Below are 23,986 nucleotides of genomic sequence, written 5' to 3'. Positions count from 1 at the left end.
CCCGGACATCGCCCGCAGCCCATCCTTCGAGACGCGCGCACGCGCGCTCCTCAGAATGAGGGCGTCAGGCGTGATGGACGGTGCTAAACCTCGAGCGTCACCGTCACCGGGACATGGTCCGACGGCCGCTCCCAGCTCCGCGCATCGCGAAGGATCTTGAAATCCTGAACCGCATCCTTCAGCGCGCGCGAGACCCAGATGTGGTCGAGCCGGCGGCCGCGATCGCCGACGGTCCAGTCGGGGGAGCGATAGCTCCACCACGTATAGACCTTCTCCGACATCGGGATGCGCTCGCGCGCGACATCGATCCATTCGCCGGCAGCCAGCGCCGCCTTCAGCTTCTCGGTTTCGATCGGGGTGTGCGAAACCACCTTCAGAAGCTGCTTGTGCGACCAGACGTCGTTCTCGTGCGGGGCGACGTTGAGGTCGCCGACGAGGATGTGGCGGTCCTGCCCTCGCGGATGCAGCGGCTCGCAGGCTCTCATCTCGTCGAGGAAGCGCAGCTTGTGGTCGAACTTCTCGTTCAGCGCGGGATCGGGAATGTCGCCGCCGGCGGGCACGTAGAAATTATGCACGATCAGCGGCTTTGCGATGTTGGCCGTGCCGCCGAACGACACCGAGATGTGGCGGGAATCCAGCTTGTCGCAGAAGGTCCGGATGTCCTTCGACTCGAACGGAATCTTCGAGACGATGGCGACGCCGTGATAGCCCTTCTGCCCGTTCAGCGCGACGTGCTCATAGCCGAGCCGCTTGAAACGCTTGAGCGGAAAGGCGTCGTCGATGCATTTGGTCTCCTGCAGGCACAGCACGTCCGGCCGCGCGCTCTTGAGGAATTTCGCGACCAGATCGATGCGTAGCCGCACCGAATTGATGTTCCAGGTTGTCAGGGAAAAACGCATGGGACGTGCGTCTTAGCAAGCTCTCGCAGGATGGGCAAAGGCGCAGCGCGACGTGCCCACGTCTTTTCCAGCTTGGAAATGCGAGGTCTCGCAGCACGGGCACAGCAATTTGTCCGGTGCAGCTCGAAGAGCGAAGCGTGCCCACCATGCCTGCCGCGAGGAAAGAGATGGTGGGCACGGCGCAAGGGCACCTTCGCTCACCCTACGGCGATAGAACGTTCAACCTGGCGATGGGCCGTAATTGGTGAAATCGATCTTGAACATGTTGGGATCGAGCTTCTTGCTCGAATCCAGATTGTAGACCGCGATCGTGGTGTCGTAGCCCTGCGGATCGGTGACGGTCCACTGCTTCAACTGACCGTCCTTGGCGCCAAACATCAAGAGGAGACGGCTGGTGCCGACCAGCGCCTGCTTCTCCTCGATGGTAACGCTAATGAAGACGTCGTCAGCCGATACGTTGACGACGTTGGTGTCTCTCATCAGGTCGATGCGATCGGACAGCAGGAAACGCAGCGGCGTCTGCGACAGCGGATACACGTCCTGGGTTGCGAGCTTGCGATCACGCACCACCAGCGACGATCCGTCGGCGACGATGTCGATCGGGCTCGGCGCATCATATTCGAAGCGGACCTTGCCCGGCTTCTGGATGTAGAAATCGCCCTGCGTCTTGCTGCCGTCGGGGCCGACCTGAACGAAATTCCCGACCAGCGTCTGAAGCGAGGACAGATAGGCGCTGACCTTGGCGGCCTGTGCCTTCTGGTTGGCGTCGAAGGTCTGGAAGATGCTGCTCGGCACGTTGCGGCGCGGATCCGGGATGACCGGATTCGGTGGCGTCTGCGTCGCACCGGTGATAGCTGGCCCGCCCGCGGCGCCGCCGTCACGTCCCTTCGGCGCGGGCTTGGGCACAGGCACAGTCTGCGCCAGCGACGCTGCGGTCACCATCGCGGCGGTCACCAGAAGCACGCCGGCCACCCGCGCGCTACGCGCAGCGATGGTGGCAGCGAATCGAATGTCCGTATGTCTGATCAACGCGTCGTCCTAACGTGGCTGGGCGCCTTCTTAGCGTGATTTCGGCCAAAAGCAGATATCGATTCTGCGTGAAATGATGTCTCGAGGTCCCTTGCCTCACATATGGCTGTCTTCTTCCTCGACCAGAATCTCACGCTTGCCGGCATGGTTGGCGGGCCCGACGATGCCTTCCAGTTCCATGCGCTCCATCAGCGATGCAGCGCGGTTATAGCCGATTTGCAGGCGGCGCTGGATGTAGCTGGTCGAGGCCTTGCGGTCACGTTTGACGATGGCAACGGCCTGCGCAAATAAATCGCCGCCGCCGTCGGCACCCATGCCCGTGGCGTCGAACACCGCGCCATCCTCGTCCTCGGTGGGCTCTTCGGCCGTGACCGCTTCGAGATATTCGGGCTGGCCCTGCGTCTTGAGGTGACGCACCACCTTCTCGACCTCCTCGTCGGAGGCAAAAGGTCCGTGCACGCGGCTGATGCGGCCGCCGCCGGCCATGTAGAGCATGTCGCCCTGGCCGAGCAGCTGCTCGGCGCCCATCTCGCCGAGGATGGTGCGGCTGTCGATCTTGGACGTCACCTGGAAAGCGATGCGGGTCGGGAAGTTCGCCTTGATGGTGCCGGTGATGACGTCGACCGACGGACGCTGCGTGGCGAGGATCACGTGCAAGCCGGCGGCGCGCGCCATCTGCGCCAGACGCTGCACCGCGCCTTCGATGTCCTTGCCGGCGACCATCATCAGGTCGGCCATTTCGTCGACGATGATGACGATGTAGGGCAGCGGGTCGAGCGAGAGCTTCTCTTCCTCGTAGATCGCCTTGCCGGTCTCCTTGTCGAAGCCGGTATGCACCGTGCGCGTCGGCTCCTCGCCCTTGGCCTTCAATTCGAGCAGGCGCGTGTTGTAGCCATCGATGTTGCGCACACCGAGCTTGGCCATGTTCTTGTAGCGCTCTTCCATCTCGCGCACGGCCCATTTCAGCGCAACCACCGCCTTCTTCGGATCGGTCACAACCGGCGTGAGCAGATGGGGGATGCCGTCATAGACGGAGAGTTCGAGCATCTTCGGATCGACCATGATCAGCCGGCACTGGTCGGGGCGCAGCCTATAGACCAGGCTGAGGATCATGGTGTTGATGGCGACCGATTTGCCGGAGCCGGTGGTACCGGCGATCAGCATGTGCGGCGTGCGCGCTAGGTCGATGATGACGGGATCGCCGCCGATGGTCTTGCCGAGGCAGAGCGGCAGCTTTGCAACCGTGTCGGTCGCCTCTTTCGCCACCAGCAGTTCGCGCAGATAGACTTTTTCCCGGTGCGCGTTCGGCAGCTCGATGCCGATCGCGTTACGGCCGGGCACGACCGCGACGCGGGCGGATAGCGCGCTCATCGAGCGCGCGATGTCGTCGGCAAGCCCGATCACGCGCGACGACTTGATGCCGGGCGCCGGCTCCAGCTCGTACAGCGTGACGACGGGACCCGGATTGGCCTTCACGATCTCGCCGCGCACGCCGAAATCCTGGAGCACGCCTTCGAGGGAGCGGGAATTGGTTTCAAGCTCGGCCTTGCTGAGCGGCTGGCGGTCGCCGGCCTTTGGCGCGGCGAGCATGGAGACGGACGGAAGATCGAACTTGTCGGAGGATTTCTTGGCAGGAGTTTTCGGAGCAGCCTTCTTGCGCGGGGCGCGCGCGGCGGGCTCCTCCTCTTCCTCCTCGTCTTCCTCTTCCTCTTCTTCGTACTCGTCCGCGTGGTCCTCGTCCTCGGACTGCGGTGTGATCGAGGGCGCGCCGCGGCCGCCGCCGAGATTGGGCTCCTGACGACTGAACGCAACGGGCTTGGTCTTCGGCCCGCTCGAGACCAGCGAGCGGTAAGCGGCGCCGAGCAGCCAGATCAGTCGCGCCTTGGTGCTCATCAAGGCGTGGAACAGCCAGCCCAGCGACACCGAGCCGCGATCGCTCTCCTCGTCTGCGTCGAGCGGTTTGTCGTCGTTTTCGATATCCGCGAACTCGTCGTCATGCTCGCGCGCGCCGAGACCACAGGCGATCAGGAAGGTCGCCGTCATCGCGGCGAACAGGATCGTGCCGAGCAAGATGCGGTAGATCGTGCCGGCCGGCCCAAAGATCACTGCGGGTGCGCGTACCAGGGCATCGCCGACCACGCCGCCAAGGCCGGTCGGCAGCGGCCAGGCGCCGCCATGCGGCCAGCAGCTGACGAAGCCCGCCGCGATCACCGTGCAGAGAATCCAGGAGCCGAGCCGCAGCGCTTCGCGGTCGAATGGCCGATGCGTCATCATGCGCCAGCCCCAGACCGCGACGGTCAGGACCAGCATGATCGCGCCGAGCCCGAGAATCTGCATTGCAAGATCGGCGCCGATCGCGCCGGCATAGCCGAGGATGTTGCGGATCGGCCGTGAGGTGGCGTGGCTGAGGCTGGGATCCTGCACCGACCAGGTCATCAGCGCCGCCGACGCGACGCCGGACAGCGCGACCAGGCCGAGGCCGGTGAGCTCGCGCAGGCGCCGCGCCAACCCCTCGCGGATCGAGGGCGGCAGATGGCCGACCAGTGGAATGACACGTTCGATTGCCGACATGCTCATGGGCCCCGCCTAACCCAGAGTCTCGACCAGGCGGTGCAGCGCCTGCGCCGTGGTCTCGCCATCCTGCACCAGCGCGAGGCGAATGTAGCCTGCGCCGGGATTGAAGCCGTCGGGCTGGAGCCGCGCCAGATAGCTGCCGGGCACCACGCGCACGCCTGCTTCCTTGAAGAGTCTCAGCGTCACGGACACGTCGTCGCCGATCGCGGACGTGTCGAGCCAGACGCAGAAGCCGGCATCGGGCCGGCGGTAGCCGTAACGATTGCCGATGATCTGGTCGGCGAGATCGAACTTGATCCGGTAGAGCCTGCGGTTCTCCTCGACATGCGTTTCGTCGCCGTAAGCAACGGTCGCGACATGCTGGAGCGGCACCGGCACTTGCGGCGCCGCGATGTTGCGCAGCTCCAGGAACATGCCGATGAACTTCTTGTCACCGGCGGCAAAACCGACGCGCAGGCCCGGAAGGTTGGAGCGCTTCGAGAGCGACTGGAACGCGACCACGCGGGTGAAATCGGGGCCGGCGCATTCGAGCGCGCTGCCCGGTGCCTGGCGGGTGTAGATTTCCGAATAGCACTCGTCGCTGAGAATCACGAAGCCGTGGCGATCGGCGAGTTGCTTCAACCGCTTGAAATAATCGGGTGTGGCGACCGAGCCCTGCGGGTTGGCGGGCGAGGCGAGATAGAACGCCACCGTGCGCGCCAGCGTCGCCTCATCGATGGCATCGAGATCGGGCAGGAAGCCGTTGTCGACGGTGGTCGGCAGATAGACTGGCTCGCAAGCTGCTGCGAGGGCGCCGGCGCCATAGACCGGATAGAACGGGTTCGGCATCAGGACGGCGGGCTTGCCCGGGCGCGGGCCGACATAGCGCGCGGCTGCGATCGCGGCGAGGAACAGCCCCTCGCGGCTGCCGTTGAGGACGAGAATCTCGCTCTCGGGGTCGAGCGCCCGGGGCAGGTTGAAACGCGACGACAGCCAGGCGCCGGCGGCTTTGCGGAACGGGTCGGTGCCCTTGTTCATGGGGTATCGGCCGAAATCGGCGATGTGCTTGGCCAGCACTGGGCCGACGAAATCAGGCACCGGATGCTGGGGTTCCCCGACCGCAAGCGTGATCAAGGGCTTACCCGGCTGATGCGGGGCCAAGAGCTCGTTCAGCCGGACGAAGGGCGAGCGTTCGGTCTCGGAGCTTCCACCGGTCTGCGGCGCACGGGATGAAGCGGTCATAGCCATTCTGGGCGCCAGCACTCTTGGAACAGCCGGTCGCGCGAAGGCACCGGCGGGAAGCGGTTCAGTTCACCATAGATAGGGCGAGGTTAAGACGCGATTAACCATCGGTCGCCGCCTCCGTCCAGAGCGGGAATATTGAGGCGGGATGACGGCGGGATCCATGGCGCTTTTGTCGAGGTCCACGCTTCTCGTCGCTGGCGGCGCTTGATCGTGCTCTTCCCGGGAACGTCGATGTTTCGGCGACGTCATAGCCGGGACAAGCCCGGCCAAGAGGAGCTTCGTGACAGTCGCGCAACGGCAATCTTTTCTTCGGCACCCCGATCGAAAGAAAGGGGCTCCAGCTTGCGCTGGAGCCCCTCAACGGTCAGGGCATTGCCGGGTATGTGCCCGAACCGTAGGTCTGGTCGCGGTCCCCAAGGAGATCGCGACCGGGAGGAGAGTTACATGTTGTAGGCGCGCTCGGTGTGCTCGGTGATATCGAGGCCTTCACGTTCGCTCTCGACATTGGTGCGGAGACCAACGATCACGTCGACGACCTTATAGAGGATCGCCGAACCGATGCCCGACCACACCAGCGTCGTGCCGACGCCCCAGAGCTGGGCGATCATCTGCGTTGCGAAGTCATAATCGGCAGCCTTCGGCGGGATCGCGGTATAGTCCATGATGCCGGCACCACCCAACGCGGGGTTGACGAGGATGCCGGTGCCGATCGCGCCGACGATGCCGCCGACGCAGTGCACGCCGAACACGTCGAGCGAGTCGTCATAGCCCAGCGCGTTCTTCACGGCGGTGCAGAAGAACAGGCAGACCACGCCGACCACAAGGCCGAGAACGATCGCACCCATCACGCCGGAGTAACCGGCCGCAGGCGTGACCGCCACGAGGCCCGCGACAGCGCCGGAGATGACGCCGAGCACCGAGGGATGACCCTTGATGATCCACTCCGCGAACATCCACGACAGCGCGGCGGCTGCGGTGGCGACGAAGGAGTTGGTCATGGCGAGCGCAGCGCCGCCGTTGGCCTCGAGGTTGGACCCGGCGTTGAAGCCGAACCAGCCGACCCAGAGCAGCGAGGCACCGATCATCGACATGGTCAGCGAGTGCGGAGCCATCAGCTCCTTGCCGTAGCCGACGCGCTTGCCGATCAGCAGAGCGCCGACGAGACCTGCGATGCCGGCGTTGATGTGCACCACGGTGCCGCCCGCGAAGTCGATCGCGCCCTTCTTGAAGATCCAGCCGGCGTCGGCATTGATCTCGTCGAGCTTGGCCTGCGCCGCGGTCTTGGCTGCCGCGTCACCCGCCGCTGCGAGGGCCTTGGCCGCATCCTGAATCATGTCCGGGCCGGGCCAGTACCAGACCATGTGCGCGATCGGGAAGTAGATCAGCGTGACCCAAAGCGGGATGAAGAGCGCGATCGCCGCGAACTTCATGCGCTCGGCGAAGGCGCCGACGATGAGGGCGGGCGTGATCGCCGCGAAGGTCATCTGGAAGCAGACATAGATGAGCTCCGAGATGTTGGCGTCGACCGAGAAGGTTGCGGCCTTGGTATCGGTGGTCACGCCCATCATGAAGGCCTTGGAGAAGCCGCCGATGAAGTCGGAGCCTCCGGTGAAGGTGAGGCTGTAGCCGTAGACGGCCCAGATCACGGTGACGACGCAGACGGTGTAGAACACCTGCATCAGAACCGAGAGCATGTTCTTGGAACGGACGAGGCCGCCGTAGAACAGCGCGAGGCCGGGGATCGTCATCAACAGCACAAGCACTGTCGATGTCAGCATCCAGGCGTTGTCTCCCTTGTTGACCGTTGGCTCGGCATAGGCTGCGGTCGCAGCGAACAGGCCGACTGCGAGAGCCGCCAGTCCCGCGCCATAGGGACGCTTAAACGTCATTTTATTCACTCCTGATTGGATAAAGGTTGAGCGCGAAATCAAAGGGCCGCGGCGTCGGCCTCGCCGGTGCGGATGCGCACCGCATGGTCGAGGTTGATGACGAAGATCTTGCCGTCGCCGATCTGGCCGGTTTTCGCGGCAGACGTGATGGCGTCGACGGTTTTGTCGACCTGGTCGGAGGCGATAGCGACCTCGATCTTAATCTTGGGCAGGAAGCTCACGGCATATTCGGCGCCGCGGTAGATTTCCGTATGGCCCTTCTGGCGGCCATATCCCTTGACTTCCGTCACCGTGAGACCGTGAACGCCGATGGCGGTCAGGGCGTCACGGACTTCTTCCAGCTTGAATGGCTTGATAATCGCCATAACAATTTTCATGGGTCCTATCCCCGCTTTGGCCCGGTCCGGACATGGCCGGGCGTTCTCGACTGGTTCGCCACGAGGGAGAAGTTCACTACGCGGGCACAGCCGGGACCCTAGAATCAAATGCCGTGCCAGATCAGGCGCGTTGCCTAATAGATTATGAAAACGGGTGTTTTCGCGCTTGGCGCGTGCTGCTGCGCAGTGCGCTATTACGTCGCGCTCAAAACGTGGTCACGACTGCCCAAAAGGCGGGCAGGACAGGCTGTCGACACAATGTTGCTCATGCCTCGGGCAACGGGAAGGTAATTTCGTAGCGTAAGGCTTATTGCAGGGCCTCGCCGTGCTGCGAAATGTCCAGGCCTTCGAGTTCGTGCTCATGGGATACGCGCAACGGCACGAACAGGCCGACCAGCTTGAGCAGGATGAAGCTCACGCCTGCCGACCAGACGAAGGTGACGGCGACGCCATAGAACTGGATCAACAATTGCTGGGGGTGGCCCTCGATCAGGCCGGCGGCGCCGCCAATGGCGCTGGTTGCGAACACGCCGCCAAGCAGGGTGCCGGTCAGGCCGCCGATGCCATGGACGCCGAACACGTCGAGCGAATCGTCATAGTTGAAGCGGTGCTTCAGCCAGGTGCAGGCCCAATAGCAAACCGCACCGGCGATGATGCCGATGACAATGCCGTGCCAGGGCGCCACGAATCCGGAGGCCGGCGTGATGGTGCCGAGCCCCGCGACCGCGCCGGAGATCATGCCGAGCACCGAAGGCTTGCGCCGCGTCGACCATTCGATCGCGCCCCAGGTCAGGGCGCCGGCGCAGGCGGCGAGATGCGTTGCGATGATCGCCATCACCGCGCGCGAATTGGCCGCGCCCGCCGAGCCGCCGTTGAAGCCGAACCAGCCGACCCACAACAGGCCGGTGCCCATCACCGCGAGCGAGAGATCGAATGGCGAAAGATTCTCGGTGCCATAGCCGTGACGGCGCCCCATTACCATCGCGGCGACGAGGCCGCCGGTGCCGGCCGACAGATGCACCACGAGGCCGCCGGCGAAATCCAACACGCCCATACTGGCGAGGAAGCCGCCGCCCCACACCCAATGCGCCAGCGGAATGTAGACGAACATGAACCAAGCGACGGAGAACAAGAGATAGGCGGAGAACCGCATGCGATCGGCGACCGAGCCCGCGACCAGCGCCACCGTGATGATCGCAAACGTCATCTGGTAGAGCATGAACAGCGATTCCGGGATCGTCTTGGCCGCCGGATTGATGCTGTCCATGGTCATGCCCGCAAGGAACCAGCGGTCGAGCGTGCCCATCCAGGGGCCGTCGCCGACGAAGCACAGCGAGTAGCCGAACGCGACCCAGAGAATCGAGATCAGCGTCACTGCGGCGAGGCTCTGCGCCATGGTGGCAAGCACGTTCTTCTTCCGCACCATGCCGGAGTAGAACAGCGCAAGTCCCGGGATCGTCATCATCAGCACCAGCGCGGTGGCGACGATCATCCAAGCGGTGTCGGCGGTGTTGATCTCGGAGCCCGCGGCGTGCGCCGGCGAGGCAATGATCGACAAAAGTCCGATCGGCACAGCCAAACAAGCTGCGCGGCGCAACAATCCCGCCATGTCGTTCCCCCAGCATGGTGATGACGTCGCACACTGTGGCGTCGTTGCCCGGTGCGATCGACGAAGACATATCAGCGCGTTTTTGAGCGAAGCGGATTCCGGCTCGCCCCAAGACAACGCGTCAAACCAGAATCTAGAGCGCGTCGCTGTCGGTTTCGCCGGTGCGGATACGCAGCGCGTGGTCGATCGGCGTGACGAAGATCTTGCCGTCACCGATCTGGCCGGTGCGCGCGGTCGCGGTGATCACGCTGACCGCCTTGTCGGCCACGTCGGATGCGACCGCGATCTCGATGCGCAGTTTGGGCAGGAAGTTCACGACATATTCGGCGCCGCGATAGATCTCGGTGTGGCCCTTCTGGCGGCCATAGCCCTTCACCTCGGTCACGGTCATGCCGTGCACGCCGATCGCCGTGAGGGCCTGGCGGACCTCATCGAGCTTGAAGGGTTTGATGATCGCGACGACGAGTTTCATGGTCAGGCCTATTCCCCGGGATGCGCCGTATGTCCTCGGCGCTGCGTCAATCTGGCATCTTTCCGGGCAAATGGCACAAAAAAGTTGCAGGTTGAAGCGGAAAAACGTTTGGACATGTGAACGGCCGCCTCTGTACAGGGCAGCCGTTCATCCTTCACAATGCATTTTTGGCATGGATGCGGTGAACCCAGGCGTCCCGGCCGGTACATAAGTATGTTCGAGGGGGACGGCTACATGGCGAGTTGGTTCTACGCATCCGAGGGCAAGCAGCAGGGGCCCTTTCCGGAGGGGCAATTTCGCGACCTCGTCGCCCAAGGAATCGTGCGCCCAGACACGCTGGTGTGGACCGAGGGCATGGCCGGCTGGCAGAAGGCCGCCGAAATTCCTGGCCTGGTCCGCGGCGGCGCCGCGCCGCCGATGATGCCGGCCGGCGGATATGCTCACGCTGGCGGCTATGATGGCGCAGGTGGAGGATCACTTTCGGTCGATTTCGGCATCCTCGAGTTCACCTGGCGCAGCATCGTCTTGCTGATCGGAATGATCTTCGTCCTGCCAGCGCCGTGGGTGTTCGTCTGGTACACGCAATGGATCGTGTCCTGCGTGAACGTCCCGGGGCGTCCGAACCTCAGCTTCACCGGCAATGCGATGACGCTGGTGCCCTGGTTTTTCGGCTTCATCGTCCTGGCGATCGCCATCTCCTTCATCGGCAGCGAGATCTTGAGCAACCTGCTGTTCATCGTCCAGATCGTTCTCTACTGGCTGCTGATCAAATGGATGGTCGCGAACCTCGCCTCCAACGGGCAGCCGCTGGGCCTGAGCTTCACCGGCTCGATCTGGGCCTATATCGGCTGGAGCCTGCTGTTCGCGGTCTCGATCATCACCATCATCGGCTGGGCCTGGGTCGCCGCCGCGCAGATGCGCTGGTTCTGCCGCAGCGTCGAAGGCACGCGGCGCGAAATCGTCTTCAAGGGCAGCGGCCTTGACATTCTGTGGCGTGGAATCGTGGCCGTGATCCTGTGCAGCTTCATCATCCCGATCCCGTGGGTGTATCGCTGGATCATGAACTGGTTTGCATCGCAGACCGAGCTCGCTCCGCGCGGCTCGCTCTAAGCTATCACGCCCTCCGCTCGCGCACCGAGCCTTCCTGCGCGACGGAGGCCACCAGCGTGCCGTCGGGCTTGAAGATCGAGCCGCGGGTCAGGCCGCGGCCGCCTTGTGCGCTCGGCGAATCCTGAGCGTAGAGCAGCCACTCGTCGGCGCGGAATGGGCGGTGAAACCACATCGCGTGGTCGAGACTCGCTGGCATCATGCGCTTGTCGAACAGCGTGCGGCCATAGCGCGCCATGATCGCATCCAGCAGCGAAAAGTCCGAGGCATAGGCGAGCGCACACATGTGCAGTGCCGGATCGTCGGGCAGTTTCGCAGCCGTCTTGATCCAGACGTGAATGCGGCCATCGTCGATCTTCTGGCCGAAATAACGGCCGAGCTCGACCGGGCGCAACTCGATCGGACGATCGGATTCATAATAGCGGCGGATGAACTCCGGCATCTCCTTGAACATCGGCTGCTTCGCCACCTCCTCCGCCGTGAGCTTTTCCGGCGGCGGGACGTCGGGCATCTTGTCCTGATGATCGAACGCACTCTCCTCCTCGGCGTGGAACGATACCATGATCGAGAAGATCGCGTTGCCGTGCTGGATCGCGGTGACGCGGCGCGTCGAGTAGCTCTTGCCATCGCGCAGGCGCTCGACCTGGTAGATGATCGGGATCTGCGGGTCGCCCGGCAGAATGAAATAGCAATGCAGCGAATGCGGCAGCCGGCCCTCGACGGTGCGGCAGGCCGCCACCATCGCCTGTCCGATCACTTGGCCGCCGAACACCCGCTGCCAGCTCGTTTTTGGGCTGTTGCCGCGGAACAGGTTCACCTCGAGCTGTTCGAGGTCGAGGATTGAAATGAGGTCGATCAGGCCTTTGGACATGCTGCTGCTTTCGAGTGCCTCGTCATTTCGGGCATCGCGACAGCGATGCCCCGGAATCCCGAGCCGATAACCTCCGGATTCCGGGTTCGCGCTCGCGCGCGCTCCGGCTGACGGAACGATTGCCGTTCCGCCCTTGTTTCACCGCACTGTTTCGCCCACCTCAAGTCTGCTAGCAAGTCCAGGAATTGGCCGGGAAAGTCGGGTATGTCGGTACAGGGGAGCATTGTCATTGGCGGCGGCGCGTTTGCAGGGCTGGCGCTGGCGCTGGCGCTGCGCCAGGGGCTCGGGCCCGAGATTCCCGTCATCGTCGCCGATCCCGCGCTCAGCATGCGTCCAAGCCGCGATCCGCGCGCAACTGCGATCGTGGCGGCTTGCCGCCGGCTGTTCGAGGCGATCGGCGCTTGGGACGATGTCAGGGGCGAGGCGCAGCCGATCCTCGACATGGTCGTCACCGATTCCAAGCTGGAGGACGCGACGCGTCCGGTGTTCCTGAATTTCGCCGGCGATGTCGCGCCGGGCGAGCCCTTCGCGCATATGGTCGAAAACCGTCGCCTGATCGATGCACTGGTGGTGCGTGCGGAGGCCGAGGGCATCGATCTGCGTGCCACCATTGTCGCCTCGTACGACGCGCGTTCCGAAGGCATCGACGTGACGCTCGGCGACGGCAGCGTGATCGCCGCAAGCCTGCTGGTCGCCGCGGATGGCGCCAGATCCAAGCTGCGCGAGCGCGCCGGCATCGCTACCCATGGCTGGGAATATGACCAGTCCGGCATCGTCGTCACCGTCGGGCACGAGCGCGATCACGAGGGCCGCGCCGAGGAGCATTTTCTGCCGGCCGGTCCGTTCGCGATTTTGCCCCTATCCGGCAAACGCTCCTCGCTGGTGTGGACCGAGCGCCGCAGCGAAGCCGCACGCATCATCGCGCTGAGCGAGGCGGAATTTCACGGCGAGCTCGAGCAGCGCTTCGGTCTGCATCTCGGCGAGGTCAAGGCACTCGACACGCCGCGTGCGTTCCCGCTGTCCTATTTCGTCGCGCGCTCCTTCATCGCCGAGCGTCTGGCGCTGGTCGGCGACGCCGCTCATGTCATCCATCCGATCGCGGGCCAAGGCCTCAACATGGGACTGAAGGATGTCGCCGCGCTGGCCGAGGTGGTGGTCGATGCCGCGCGTCTCGGCATGGATCTCGGCAGCGTCGATGTGCTCGAACGTTACCAGCGCTGGCGCCGCTTCGACACCATGGCGATGGGCGTCGCCACCAACTCGCTGAACTTCCTGTTCTCCAACCAATCGACGCTCCTGCGCTCGTTGCGCGATATCGGCCTCGGCCTCGTCGACCGCGCCCCGCCGCTTAAGAATCTCTTCATCCGACAGGCCGCCGGCTTGACCGGTGAAGTGCCGCGTTTGTTGAAGGGCGAAGCGTTGTAGGCGGAGGTTTCAAGAGCGCTCGCCCCACCCTCTCTTCATCGTCCGGACAAGCGCGCTCTGAGCGCGCGCAGATCCGGGACTATACGCCGCAGCAATGATTTGCGGGCTTGGAGTTACCAGCTTCGCGCCATAACTCCCTTTGTGGTTATGGATCCTGGCCCCCCGCACGCAATTGCGCGCTAGGCCGGGACGACATCAAGAATGTGGTGAAGCCATCGCGCTCCAGCCGGGATACGTGCCGTGACTTCAATCGATCTTGCGCGCCTCTTCCGGCAGCATGATCGGGATGCCGTCGCGGATCGGGTAAGCGAGCTTGGCGCTGCGCGAGATCAGCTCCTGCTTGGCAGAATCGAACTCCAGCGGGCCCTTGGTCAACGGGCAAACCAGAATCTCCAGCAGCTTCGGATCGACGCTGGCTTCGGGGCGTTCGGTGGGCGCGTTCATGATGGTCTCCGGCAGTCGGATTGCCTCTAGCACAGAAATTCGCATCCGCCCATCGCGGCCTAAGCGGACATCATCCGCAAGAGCTCGTCGAGCAGGGCCTGGAGCCGCGCCTGCGGCACGGGCGTGCCCGATAACGCGAAGCCGAGAAAGCTCCAGTACAGGATCTGCGAGCGCGCCTGCGCCATCGCCGGGTCGAGTCCCCGCTTCTTCAGCAGCGCCTCGATATAATCGAGCCTGCGGCGGTCGATCGCACGGACTGCGCCTTGCGCGGCCGCATCGAACGCCGCCCAGTTGCGCACGGCGCGCTCGAGGTCGAGCCGCGCGCTGAAAGATCTTCGCAACAGCGCCGTCAGCGGTTCGTCACTGCCAGCCTCGACATCGGCGATGATCTGCTCGGCCGCGATCTCGCGCCAGCGCTTCAGCAAGGCCGCGTGGAAGGCGCCGAGATCGGCAAAATGCCAATAAAAGCTGCCGCGCGACACGCCCATGGCCTTGGCGAGCGGATCGGCCTTCAGCGCCGTGAAGCCGCTTCTGGCGAGCGCCTTCAGCCCCTGTTTGATCCAGTCGTCGGCGGCGAGCTGTTCGGTCATGGCGAGTTCCCGATGATCAGGACCATACACGAGTGTATTGACAGGTCACCGTGCGCGGGTCCATACCATACACACCTGTATGGCCACTGGATAGATCGGAGTTTCCGTCATGCGCGATCTCCTGCTGCAATGCTCCGGCGCTGCCGCGATCGTGCTGGCGCTGATCCACGGCATGCTCGGCGAGACCAAGGTGTTCGCTCGTGCCACAATCGAGCCGCCGCGCCTTCGTACGCTGATCCGCTTGGTGTGGCAGGCCGGCACGGTGGCCTGGATCGGCGGCGGCGTGCTGCTGCTCGCGGCACCCTTGATGCAGTCGAACCTCGCCCGGCACTGGATCGTCGTCACACTCGCCGTCGTGTTCGGCTGCGCGGCACTCGCCAACGCCCTCGCGACGCGCGGCCGCCACTTTGGCTGGGTCGGCATGGGCACTGTGGTGGCGCTTGCGGTTGCCGGCTACTAGCGGCGCTCGCGTTTGGCCCGTGAGGCGTAGGCCGCAGCCGCACTTCAAATGCGCGTTGCATGCGGAGAGCGCTGATCTTTTGGCGACCATTAGAACAAATCTAAGATTGGTCACCCCAAACCGGATTGACTTCACCTTCGCCTTTGCTTCCTTCGGCTGCGCTTCGCGCTGAGCACACAGCGCACACGACAGAGGAGGAGACGTTCGTGAAGGTCATTCGAGTTGTTGCCATTGCACTGACGATCGGGATTGGTACGGGATCGGCGGTCATGGCCGACGGTTTCAAGGACTGCACCAAGCTCGACAAGGCGTCATGGAAGCCGGCCAGCGAGGCCGAAGCCAAGGCGAAGGCGCTGGGCTACGAGGTGCGGCGCTCCAAGATCGAAGGCTCGTGCTACGAGGTGTACGGCGTCAAGGAAGGCAAGCTCTACGAGCTGTTCTACAGCCCCGAAGATCTCAGCCTGAAGCATACGATTGCCAAATGACTTGCGCGAAGTAGTCTGCGCCAAGTGACTCGCGCCAAATGACTTGCGCAAAGTGAAGCGGAATTGATGGCAGAAGCGATGCCACAAGCGCGCGGGGTGTCCAACGGGACCCCCGCGGATCGAACTGCTTCGCGGGCGGTCGCGGTCTGGGACCTCCCGCTGCGGCTCTGGCACTGGCTTCTCGCGACCTCGGTTCTGATCGCGTGGTTCACGCCGACCGTCTATGACGGCCTGCACCGCATCGTGGGCTATACGGTCATCGGCCTACTTGGCTTCCGACTGGTCTGGGGCTTCATAGGAGGCCGTTATTCGCGCTTCCGGATGGTCGGGGTCAGACTTCGCGCGGCGCCCGGCTATCTCTGGAACCTGCGCCGCGGCATCACCGGCCGCTATATCGGACTCAATCCTGCCGGCACCTTGATGCTGGTGGCGCTGCTGGCTTCGCTCGCGGTGTCGACGATCACGGGCGCGATGTCGGTGACCGTCACTTTTTTCGGCGTCTGGTGGGTCGAGGATACCCACCATTATTCATCGGACGCCGTCATCATCCTGGTCGTGCTGCACGTGCTCGGCGTGGTGCTGATGGGGACGCTCCAGCGCGAGAACCTGATCCGCGCGATGTTCACCGGACGCAAGCGCATCCGCAATCGCCTCTAGGGCTTGTTGCCGATCCTTGCAGGTCTCCTTCGCTCTCCTTGGGCGCGATGGCGGTGTGACGCATGCGCAATGCTCGGCAAAATCGAATTGCGCAGGAAGCATTAACGTCACGGTAAGCATGCAATCAGGCGTTGCACAAAATTAACGCGAACGACGTTTAGCCCGTTCACCATCGACACTATTGACGATGGAGCGATATTGGATGTTCCGCGTTTTTTCCTGCCTTACCGTCGAGCATGATTGGCGGTTGGTCCTGCTGGCTGGCCTGGTCTGTTTCGTCGCGAGTATCGTTGCGATCAGTATCTTCCATCGCGCGATCGCTGCGCGCGCGAGATCACGGTTGATCTGGATCGCCATTGCTGGCGCTGCGATCGGATACGGAATCTGGGCAACCCATTTCGTTGCGATGCTCGCCTATGAGCCTGGCGTCCCGACCGGTTATGGAATCGTGCTGACGACGCTCTCACTGGCTACGGCAATGCTGCTGACGTCGGGGGGCTTCAGTGTTGCGCTCGGCGATTCCGGCCGGTGGCGCGCAGCGGCCGGCGGCGTCATCATCGGCGGCGGCATTGCCAGCATGCACTATCTCGGCATGTGGGCCCTTGAAGTGCCGGGTCGCGTCGCCTGGTCGCCGGACCTCGTGCTCGTCTCGATCACTCTCGGCATGTGCCTCGGCTATGCGGCCTTGGCTGTGGCGATCAGGTACCAGAACTACCGCGGCACGCTCGCGGCGGCGGTCCTGCTGACCCTTGCCATCGTATCGCATCACTTCACGGCCATGGGTGCCGTGCAAATCACGCCGGACCCAATGCGTGCGACAGGTGTCCTATCGCTTTCTCCGGCCGTGCTCGCGCTGGCTATCGCCGGTGTAGCACTCTCCGTGCTGGGCATGAGCCTGATCGGCGTGGTGGCCGATCGTCGCCTGGCAAGCAGAACCGTGAAGTTCGAAGGGATCATCAGCCAGCTTTCGGACGCACGGCAGCAGCTCGAAGACTCGCAGCAGGAGCTACAGGAACAGAAGCTGAGGCTGGACACGGCCATCAACCACATGGTCGAAGGCCTTTGCATGTTCGATGCCGAGAAGAGGCTGGTCATCTGCAACGAGCGTTACGCCAATCTGTATCGGCTGCCGCCGGAATTGCTGCGCGCGGGAACCTCGCACCGCGACATCATCAGGCATCGCATCATCAGCGGTACACTCAAAAGCGACGCAAGCGACATTGCCGCCGAGCAACTGATCTCGAAGCTCGATGCTTTGCCAGTCAATGCGGTCTCGAGCCGAATCGACGAATTCGCTGATGGCCGGTTGATTTGCGTGACGAGACAGCCGATGGCTGGTGGCGGATGGGTGGCAACGCATCTCGATGTCACGGAGCAACGCCGGTCCGAAGCCAAGATTACCTATATGGCGCAGCACGACGCGCTGACGGAGTTGCCAAATCGCGTGCTGCTGAGAGCGCGTTTGGAGCAGGCCTTCGCCGAGACGCGCAATGGAGCTCGCCATCTGGCGGTCCTCATGATCGATCTCGACCGCTTCAAGGAGGTCAATGACACGCTCGGACATCCGGCGGGCGACTCGCTGCTGCGTGCGGCCGCGACGCGTTTGCGGGAGTGCAGCCGGGAAACCACCTTGATTGCCCGACTGGGTGGCGATGAGTTCGCCGTCGTGGACTATGTTACAAATCCCGTCGTGGATGCGGCCTCGTTCGCCGAGACGATCAAGGCTGCGCTCTGCGAACCCTTTGACCTTGGCGATCATCAAGTCACCGTGGGCGCCAGCATTGGGATCGCCATCGGGCCCCGCGACGGGGCTGATTCCGACGTCATCCTCAAGAGCGCAGACCTTGCTCTGTACGCGGCAAAGAGTGGCGGACGCGGCGCATTCCGCTTCTTCGAACCGGAGCTGGACCAGCTCATGCATGTCCGCCGCAACCTGGAAAAGGACATGCGCAGAGCGCTTGCGCGGGGCGAATTCGAGCTCCACTACCAGCCATTTGTGAGTGTGGAGACCGGCCAAACCTGCGGCTATGAGGCGTTATTGCGGTGGCACCATCCGGAGCGCGGTCTGGTCTCGCCTGCCGAATTCATTCCGCTTGCGGAGGAAACCGGCTTGATCCTGCCCCTGGGCGAATGGGTCTTGAGAGCTGCCTGCACTGAGGCAGCCAAGTGGCCTTCCGATCTGATGATCGCAATCAATCTCTCTCCCGCTCAGTTCAGGAGCAAGGAGCTCGTCTCCATCATTGTCGGCGCCCTGGCGACCTCGGAGATTGCGCCGCACCGGCTCGAGCTCGAGGTCACCGAAACCGTCATCATGCACGACAGCGACGCGGTGTTCGCAGCGCTTGGGCAGCTGCGCGAGCTCGGCGTGCGAATTGCCCTCGACGATTTCGGCACGGGCTATTCATCGCTGAGCTTTCTGCAGAAATTTCCATTCGACAAGATCAAGATCGACCGCAGCTTCGTCAGCGAGCTGTCCAGCAAAAGCGAAGAGGCGCATCGGATCGCCCGTGCCGTCGTGGCGTTCGCGGTCAGCCTCGGCAAGACGACGACCGCTGAAGGCGTCGAAGCCGCCGAGCAACTGGACATCCTGCGCGAACAAGGCTGTGTCGAGGCGCAGGGCTACTATTTCAGCCCGCCAATGCAGGCCTCGAGGATCCCGGAGGTGGCCCAGCGGAAGGCCGAAGCCGAAGCGGCTGTCCGTGCCGCGTAGGTGTTCTCACTGCAGCGGCGGATCGCCGCTGGTGCGCTTCTTGGCGAGATCCATTTCGGTGACCGCGATCAGGATCTCGGCGCGGGTCTTTAAGTCAGGCGCCTCCAGCATGGCCTGCTTTTCCGCGGGTCCGTAGGGCGACATCATCGCCAGCGCGTTGACCAGCGCCTCGTTGGGCGCGCTCTCGACGCCCTCCCAGTCGACCTTGAGGTTGTTAGCCTTCAGGAAGTCCGCCAGCACCGCCAGCAGGGCTTCGCGATCGACCTGGTCCTCGCCCATACGCGCGGTGAAATCGTCGACGAAGGCGAAGAAATCCACCTTGCATTGCCGGTAGGCGGTCAGCACGTCGAGCTCCTCGACCACCTTGAAGCGCGAGACGCCGGTGAGCTCGAGGATGTAGCGGCCATCACCGGATTCAGCGAGCTGGGTGATGCGGCCGACGCAGCCGACGCGGAACAGCGCCGGCTTGTCGGAATTCTTCGGCGAGTGCGCCACATCAGGCTGGATCATGCCGATCAGGCGATGGCCGTCGCGGAAGGAATCGTCGACCATCGCGAGATAGCGCGGCTCGAAGATGTTGAGCGGCATCTGGCCCCGCGGCAGCAGCAGCGCACCCGGCAGCGGAAATACCGGAATGACCTCCGGAAGGTCGGCGGGCCCGCGATATTCGATGTTGATCGGCATCTGCCCGGTCCCCCTGGCGTTGCCAGCACGCCCTACGAAAACAGGATCGTCGACAAACGCTTGCGTCCCTCGACGGTTGCATCATCCGTGCCGCCCCAGGCCTCGAAGAACTGCACCAGCTGCTTGCGGGCGCCGTCGTCGTTCCATTTGCGGTCGCGCTTGATGATCTCGAGCAACTGCTCGGTGGCGGCCGCGCGATTGCCTTGCGCGTTGAGCGCGGTGGCGAGATCGAATCGGGCCTGATGATCGAGCGGGTTTGCGGCGACTTTCTGTTCCAACTCGGCCACCGGTCCCAGCGCTTCCGCCTGCTCGGCGAGGTCGATCGTGGTCTGCACGGCTTTCACGGCGGGATCGTTGCGCTTGGATTCCGGCACCATGGCCAGCGTCTGCTTGGCCTGTTCCATCGCGCCGGAGACGGCGTAGCACTTTGCAAGGCCCGCAAGCGCCGCGATGTTGGTCGAATCATGCTGGAGCGCCTCGGCATAGATCTGCGCGGCCGCAGCCGTGTCGCCCTCGGCGAGCACGGCCTCGGCCTCCTGCACGATCTCGGCGACGTTGACCTCGCCCGGCGCGGTGACGCCCTTGGTCAGCCGCTCGATGAAGGCATTGAGCTGGCTCTCGGGCACCGCACCCATGAAGCCGTCGGCTGGCTGGCCGTTGACAAAGGCGATCACCGCCGGAATCGACTGGATGCCCATCTGCCCCGGAATCGCCGGGTGCTGGTCGATGTTCATCTTGACCAGCTTGACCTTGCCCTTGGCCGCCTTGACCGCCTTTTCCAGGATCGGGGTGAGCTGCTTGCAGGGGCCACACCACTCCGCCCAGAAATCGATCAGCACCGGCTGGCGCTTCGATTCCTCGATGACGTCCTTCACGAAAGTCTGGGTGGTGGTGTCCTTGATCAGATCGGCGGCAGCCGGGCCCGCCGCTCCGTTACCCTGGTCGATGATCGTCACGGGATCCCCTCGTCATGTCTGGAATGGCGGCTCTTTAACACGCCGCCGATGCATATGCTTGGTGTCGGCTCCTAAATTGGGCCGAATGGGCCGAATTTCAATCCAGGTGCCTTGATTCGCCGGTTCCGGGGCGCTTTCGGGCGATTTGGTCGCATTCAGCGTCCATATGGGGCCTCCGACTGCGAATCTATGCCGCCTGTAGCTGTTGCATTCCCCTTCCGCTTTTGGCATACGACAGCCGTTGCCGGCGCGTCACGCGACCGACACAGGATGCGGGTGTAGCTCAGTGGTAGAGCACGACCTTGCCAAGGTCGGGGTCGAGGGTTCGAGCCCCTTCGCCCGCTCCAATTTTTCCCAGAGCATCCAGCCGAACCGGGCCGGGCCGTGGTTTTCCACGCCGCCGGCGACTGCATTGGGTCTCACATGACGATTCTGGTCACCGGCAGCGCGGGCCACCTTGGGGAGGCCATTCTCCGGACGCTGCGGGGGCGCGGATTGCCTGCGCGCGGGGTCGATCTGAAGCCATCTTCCTTCACCGACGCGGTCGGATCGATCGCCGACCCAGGCTTCGTGCGGCGCCAGATGGCGGGCGTCACCGCGGTGATTCACACTGCGACGCTGCACAAGCGGCCACGAGCCCGTTCGAGCAACGCCATCTCGCGGCGCTCGCGCGCGATGCTGCCGGTGTCGTGCGCGAGCTCTATCCGGATTGCGTGCAGCTCTATGCGGCGCGCGGCTGGCGCCTCTTCCCCGCGATCGATCGCGTTTATGTCAACGAACGCGCGCGGCGCGAGCTGGGCTGGCGGCCTGAATTCGACTTCGCGCATGTGCTGCGCAGCCTGCATGATGGCCGCGATTTCCGCAGCGCGCTGGCACGCGAGATCGGGTCGAAAGGCTATCATGAGGCGGAGTTCGACGATGGGCTCTACCCCGTCGACCCGTAAGCGCGCTTACCGCAATTTTGCTCGATGCTTCAACTGTCTGTCCGGTGTCGCCGAGCGCAGGCTGGCCTGAGCCGATCTACTGTGCATGGGGTTGTTTTCGCATTTTTTGGATGTCCGCCCCTCGCGCCGCCTGAAAATGGTCACGCGCGATATCGATTCCGCGTTGCAGCGAGAGCGTTGGCATCGCGCCGTTCGCCCCTCATTGACATTCCGTCTCAATTTTTCCGGAGTGCAACCGCAGTGCATGCGATGCCCTTCTCAGCGCTCGCAGATGTGCTAGCTTTTTGCGTCTGCCTCCCGGCAGACTCCAAACTTCGCCTCTCGACTAGCAAAATAAAATAAATTGCAGCCCTGACGGCTGCCTTTGGGGAGTGACGCGATGACATCGATGTTCCATCGATCCGTGTTGGCGCTTGCAGCCGTTGCCCTTCTCGCAGGGTCTAGCGCTGGCAATGCGCAACAGCAGGACAAGAACCGGGCGCTGAAGAAATACGAATCCGGTACCAAGGAGTTCTGGACCCATCCGCCGGATGACTGGTTCCTCGGCGACGAGACCGAGGCGCAGAAGGGCCTTGCGCCGCCATCGGGTCCGCCGACCGGCGCTTCCGACACCGAGCTCGCTAACATCGTCAAGAAGATCAAGCTGCCGCCGGGCTTCAAGATCGAGGTCTATGCTTCCGGCGTGCTGGCCGCGCGGCAGATGGCCTGGGGCGACAAGGGCACGCTGTTCGTCGGCTCGTTCGGCCTCGGCAACGTCTATGCCATCAAGGACAACAACGGAAAGAAGGAGGTCAAGACCGTCCTCAAGGGCCTGAACATGCCCACCGGTCTTGCCTTCAAGGACGGCGCGCTCTACGTCATCGCCGTCGACAAGCTGATCCGCTATGACGACGCCGAAGCCAAGCTCGACAATCTCGGCGAGGGCAAGGTCGTCTATGACGACATGCCGTCCTATGCCGCGCATGGCTGGAAATATATCGCGGTCGACAAGGATGGCTGGTTCTTCCTGCCGTTCGGGCCGCCCTTCAATGTCGGCATCCCGCCGACCAGCGTCTCGCAGATCCGGCGCGTCGATCCCAAGACCGGCAATGCCGAGATCTGGGCGCTCGGCGTCCGCAACTCGGTCGGCGGGGACGTCGATCCGCGAACCGGCAAATACTGGTTCACCGAGAACGCGCGCGACTGGATCAGCGATGATCTGCCCTCAGACAAGCTGAACATGATCAACAGGATCGGTGAGCATTTCGGTTATCCCTATTGCCACCAGGGTAATTTGCCTGATGACAAGTTCGCGATGGGTCATAAATGCTCCGAGTTCACGCCGCCGGTGCTGAATCTCGGCGCGCATGTCGCTCCGCTCGGCATGAAATTCTATACCGGCGACCAATTCCCCGCCGAGTACAAGAACAATATCCTGATCGCCGAGCACGGCTCCTGGAATAGGCACAAGTACCAGGGCGCACGCATCGTGCGCGTGATCGTCGGGCCTGACGGCAAGAATCCCAAGCAGGAAATCTTCGCCTCCGGCTGGCTCGAGGGCGATCAGGGCTATCTCGGCCGTCCCAACGACATCCTTCTTGCCAAGGACGGCTCGATCCTTGTGGCCGACGACTGGGCCGGCGCGATCTATCGCATCAGCTACAGCAAGAAATAGCGCGCGGACGATAAGAGGCTGCGGTGGTCGCGAGGTGCCGCAGCCTCGTTTGCTTTCAACTTCGATGCCGTTCCCGATTGCGCGCCACTTGCGCGCAAGTCCGGAAACCATATCCACGAACGGGGGCTATGGATTCCGGCTCCCGCCAAGCGGCGCGCCCCGCCCCGCAATGACGAACTCGACAGATCGGAAGTGCTAATCATGCGCCGCCAGTTTTTTCCGTATGTCATCGGCGCGCTTTCGCTCGCAGTGCTTGCATTCGTCTCGGCCCAGGCCGCCGATAATGCCGCGATCAAGGAGAAGACGGCTGCCTGCGCCGGCTGCCACGGCGAGAACGGCATTTCGCAGACCGAGAACGTCCCCTCGCTCGCCGGCCAACCCGATCAATTCCTGCAATGGCAGCTGGTGTTCTTCCGCGCCGGCTCGCGCAAGAACGATCAGATGCAGCCGATCGTCGAAGAGATCACCAACGAAGACATTCGCAATTTCGGCGCCTATTTTTCGCAGCTGGCGCCGCCGAAGGCACCGGAAGACGAGGACCCGGACTTGTCGAAGAAAGGCGCCCAGGTCGCAGCCGGCCGCCGCTGCGCCTCATGCCATACGGACACCTATGCCGGCACCAAGGCCGTGGCGCGGCTCGCGGGCCAACGCGAGGAATATCTCGTGAAGGCGCTGCACGACTACAAGTCCGGGCAGCGCGTCGGCGGCGGCGTCGCCGCGATGGCCGATGTCGCCTATCACATGAGCGAGGAAGAGATTACAGCAGTCGCGCACTACCTGGCGCATTTGCAGTAGCGCAAGGCTGTTGCCCCAAACTCCACCGTCGTCCCGACGACGGGACCGATAACCACAGGATGTGGTTTGGCGAAGACAGGTCGTTTTTCGAGCATCGCGCGGTACTGATAGCGTCGCTTCCGATAGGTCAC

At 63.5% G+C, this 23,986-nt stretch carries 21 protein-coding genes, 1 tRNA gene and 1 pseudogene; 10 read left to right on the top strand and 13 right to left on the bottom strand.

Going from position 1 to position 23,986, the window contains the following annotated elements:
- Positions 1 to 83 precede the first annotated feature (83 nt).
- The 8 genes from xth to IVA96_RS31530 all read right to left on the bottom strand — a co-directional run bounded on the left by xth (position 84) and on the right by IVA96_RS31530 (position 10,073).
- Positions 84 to 899 carry an exodeoxyribonuclease III gene (xth, locus tag IVA96_RS31565; RefSeq protein ID WP_247279965.1) on the bottom strand — a complete coding sequence of 272 codons (816 nt, stop codon included), beginning with the start codon at positions 897 to 899 and terminating at the stop codon, positions 84 to 86.
- Between the two features lie 219 nt (positions 900 to 1,118).
- The gene (locus tag IVA96_RS31560) at positions 1,119 to 1,871 is read right to left on the bottom strand and encodes an outer membrane lipoprotein carrier protein LolA (RefSeq protein ID WP_247280038.1); all 753 of its coding nucleotides are present in this window, start codon (positions 1,869 to 1,871) and stop codon (positions 1,119 to 1,121) included.
- 153 nt (positions 1,872 to 2,024) lie between these two features.
- On the bottom strand, positions 2,025 to 4,505 hold the full coding sequence (locus tag IVA96_RS31555; RefSeq protein WP_247421361.1) for a DNA translocase FtsK: 2,481 nt from the start codon (positions 4,503 to 4,505) through the stop codon (positions 2,025 to 2,027).
- 9 nt (positions 4,506 to 4,514) lie between these two features.
- Positions 4,515 to 5,729 carry an aminotransferase class I/II-fold pyridoxal phosphate-dependent enzyme gene (locus IVA96_RS31550; RefSeq protein WP_247421358.1) on the bottom strand — a complete coding sequence of 405 codons (1,215 nt, stop codon included), beginning with the start codon at positions 5,727 to 5,729 and terminating at the stop codon, positions 4,515 to 4,517.
- A gap of 437 nt (positions 5,730 to 6,166) precedes the next feature.
- Entirely contained in the window at positions 6,167 to 7,615 is a 1,449-nt protein-coding gene (locus IVA96_RS31545) for an ammonium transporter (protein WP_247279968.1), read from the bottom strand.
- 38 nt (positions 7,616 to 7,653) lie between these two features.
- Positions 7,654 to 7,992 (bottom strand): P-II family nitrogen regulator, encoded by a 339-nt coding sequence (locus IVA96_RS31540; protein WP_247279969.1) that lies wholly within the window; start codon positions 7,990 to 7,992, stop codon positions 7,654 to 7,656.
- Between the two features lie 307 nt (positions 7,993 to 8,299).
- Complete coding sequence (locus IVA96_RS31535) at positions 8,300 to 9,601, bottom strand: ammonium transporter (protein ID WP_247279970.1); 1,302 nt, start codon at positions 9,599 to 9,601, stop codon at positions 8,300 to 8,302.
- Positions 9,602 to 9,734: 133 nt separating this feature from the next.
- Entirely contained in the window at positions 9,735 to 10,073 is a 339-nt protein-coding gene (locus IVA96_RS31530) for a P-II family nitrogen regulator (protein WP_028176997.1), read from the bottom strand.
- A gap of 234 nt (positions 10,074 to 10,307) precedes the next feature.
- Here IVA96_RS31530 and IVA96_RS31525 point away from each other — a divergent pair, with 234 nt between their 5' ends.
- Entirely contained in the window at positions 10,308 to 11,183 is an 876-nt protein-coding gene (locus IVA96_RS31525) for a DUF4339 domain-containing protein (protein ID WP_247279971.1), read from the top strand.
- A gap of 4 nt (positions 11,184 to 11,187) precedes the next feature.
- Here IVA96_RS31525 and tesB read toward each other — a convergent pair whose 3' ends face one another.
- Positions 11,188 to 12,051, bottom strand: coding sequence for an acyl-CoA thioesterase II (tesB, locus tag IVA96_RS31520; RefSeq protein WP_247279972.1), 864 nt, complete (start codon positions 12,049 to 12,051; stop codon positions 11,188 to 11,190).
- Positions 12,052 to 12,255: 204 nt separating this feature from the next.
- Between tesB and IVA96_RS31515 the strand changes: the two genes are divergently transcribed.
- Entirely contained in the window at positions 12,256 to 13,476 is a 1,221-nt protein-coding gene (locus tag IVA96_RS31515; RefSeq protein ID WP_247279973.1) for a ubiquinone biosynthesis hydroxylase, read from the top strand.
- Positions 13,477 to 13,722: 246 nt separating this feature from the next.
- Here the strand turns inward: IVA96_RS31515 and IVA96_RS31510 are convergent, their stop codons facing one another.
- Positions 13,723 to 13,920, bottom strand: coding sequence for a Trm112 family protein (locus IVA96_RS31510; RefSeq protein ID WP_007598651.1), 198 nt, complete (start codon positions 13,918 to 13,920; stop codon positions 13,723 to 13,725).
- 59 nt (positions 13,921 to 13,979) lie between these two features.
- Entirely contained in the window at positions 13,980 to 14,510 is a 531-nt protein-coding gene (locus IVA96_RS31505; RefSeq protein ID WP_247279974.1) for a TetR/AcrR family transcriptional regulator, read from the bottom strand.
- A 109-nt stretch (positions 14,511 to 14,619) separates the two neighbouring features.
- Between IVA96_RS31505 and IVA96_RS31500 the strand changes: the two genes are divergently transcribed.
- The 4 genes from IVA96_RS31500 (at position 14,620) to IVA96_RS31485 (ending at position 18,822) form a co-directional block, all read left to right on the top strand.
- Complete coding sequence (locus tag IVA96_RS31500; protein WP_247279975.1) at positions 14,620 to 14,970, top strand: hypothetical protein; 351 nt, start codon at positions 14,620 to 14,622, stop codon at positions 14,968 to 14,970.
- A 206-nt stretch (positions 14,971 to 15,176) separates the two neighbouring features.
- The gene (locus tag IVA96_RS31495; protein WP_247279976.1) at positions 15,177 to 15,455 is read left to right on the top strand and encodes a PepSY domain-containing protein; all 279 of its coding nucleotides are present in this window, start codon (positions 15,177 to 15,179) and stop codon (positions 15,453 to 15,455) included.
- Positions 15,456 to 15,518: 63 nt separating this feature from the next.
- The gene (locus IVA96_RS31490; RefSeq protein WP_247279977.1) at positions 15,519 to 16,112 is read left to right on the top strand and encodes a cytochrome b/b6 domain-containing protein; all 594 of its coding nucleotides are present in this window, start codon (positions 15,519 to 15,521) and stop codon (positions 16,110 to 16,112) included.
- Positions 16,113 to 16,314: 202 nt separating this feature from the next.
- On the top strand, positions 16,315 to 18,822 hold the full coding sequence (locus IVA96_RS31485; protein ID WP_247279978.1) for an EAL domain-containing protein: 2,508 nt from the start codon (positions 16,315 to 16,317) through the stop codon (positions 18,820 to 18,822).
- Positions 18,823 to 18,828: 6 nt separating this feature from the next.
- Here the strand turns inward: IVA96_RS31485 and IVA96_RS31480 are convergent, their stop codons facing one another.
- Complete coding sequence (locus IVA96_RS31480) at positions 18,829 to 19,506, bottom strand: LON peptidase substrate-binding domain-containing protein (RefSeq protein WP_247279979.1); 678 nt, start codon at positions 19,504 to 19,506, stop codon at positions 18,829 to 18,831.
- A 32-nt stretch (positions 19,507 to 19,538) separates the two neighbouring features.
- Entirely contained in the window at positions 19,539 to 20,462 is a 924-nt protein-coding gene (gene trxA / locus IVA96_RS31475; protein ID WP_247421354.1) for a thioredoxin, read from the bottom strand.
- Positions 20,463 to 20,734: 272 nt separating this feature from the next.
- Between trxA and IVA96_RS31470 the strand changes: the two genes are divergently transcribed.
- The 4 genes and pseudogenes from IVA96_RS31470 to IVA96_RS31455 all read left to right on the top strand — a co-directional run bounded on the left by IVA96_RS31470 (position 20,735) and on the right by IVA96_RS31455 (position 23,855).
- Positions 20,735 to 20,809: transfer RNA gene (locus tag IVA96_RS31470), tRNA-Gly, on the top strand.
- A 76-nt stretch (positions 20,810 to 20,885) separates the two neighbouring features.
- Positions 20,886 to 21,406, top strand: a pseudogene (locus IVA96_RS31465) (hypothetical protein).
- Between the two features lie 379 nt (positions 21,407 to 21,785).
- Entirely contained in the window at positions 21,786 to 23,060 is a 1,275-nt protein-coding gene (locus tag IVA96_RS31460; RefSeq protein ID WP_247279981.1) for a PQQ-dependent sugar dehydrogenase, read from the top strand.
- A 201-nt stretch (positions 23,061 to 23,261) separates the two neighbouring features.
- Positions 23,262 to 23,855, top strand: coding sequence for a c-type cytochrome (locus IVA96_RS31455; protein WP_247279982.1), 594 nt, complete (start codon positions 23,262 to 23,264; stop codon positions 23,853 to 23,855).
- The last annotated feature ends 131 nt before the right edge of the window (positions 23,856 to 23,986 follow it).

The organism is Bradyrhizobium sp. 159 (assembly GCF_023073795.1).
In the GTDB taxonomy this organism is placed as follows: domain Bacteria; phylum Pseudomonadota; class Alphaproteobacteria; order Rhizobiales; family Xanthobacteraceae; genus Bradyrhizobium.
The sequence above is the reverse complement of the archived record's forward strand: the minus strand, read 5'-3'. Positions and strand labels throughout refer to the sequence as shown.